The 604-nt window shown below is 31.8% G+C and carries 1 protein-coding gene; it reads left to right on the top strand.

The annotated features are described in order from the left end of the window. Positions 1–392: 392 nt before the first annotated feature. Positions 393–604 (top strand): carboxypeptidase-like regulatory domain-containing protein (locus tag DW173_RS04890; RefSeq protein WP_120143996.1); only part of this gene is annotated, 212 nt, incomplete at its 3' end.

The following is a 604-nucleotide window of genomic DNA, read 5'->3' as shown; positions in this document are numbered from 1 at the left end:
ACGTCCTGCGAAATCATTCCTACATAAGAAATGCGCAAAGTTTTAGCAGAACTTGGTACATGGTCGTTTCAGTTTTCATCATTGTTAATAGTTCTTTAGTCTTTTGGGAGATGTAAAATGATAAAAAGATACCATTTGGGAGGAAATAATGTTCTTTTTATCTTGAAAATATCTTTTTAGACGCTATCTTTATGATAGAAATTCTATTTTAAAATATATTAAATTGAATATTTCTAGTTATAGTTTGTTGGTTTTTACTGGATGGGAGCTTGCAAAATAATACTTTTTAGTTAAATACGTAACACTTTTTTTGGTTTGTCATAATTAGTGTTATCTTTGCAACCTGTTAGAGACAAAAAATCTGTTTATAGGTTAAATTTAAGAGAGAATTTATGAAAAGAAAATTGATGTTCTTAATGACCTTCCTTTTTATAGGTATAGGTCTGATGACAGCGCAGACATCTAGAGTTACCGGTTTGGTTACTTCTGAAGAAGATGGACAACCTGTCGTAGGTGCTTCAATATTGGTGAATGGCACTACCCTTGGTACTATCACTGATATTGACGGTAAGTTTACAATCGCAAATGTACCAAGTTCTGCTAA

It is taken from the genome of Bacteroides sp. AM16-13 (assembly GCF_003602705.1).
In the GTDB taxonomy this organism is placed as follows: domain Bacteria; phylum Bacteroidota; class Bacteroidia; order Bacteroidales; family Bacteroidaceae; genus Bacteroides; species Bacteroides xylanisolvens.
This window is presented reverse-complemented; position numbering and strand designations above follow the sequence as displayed.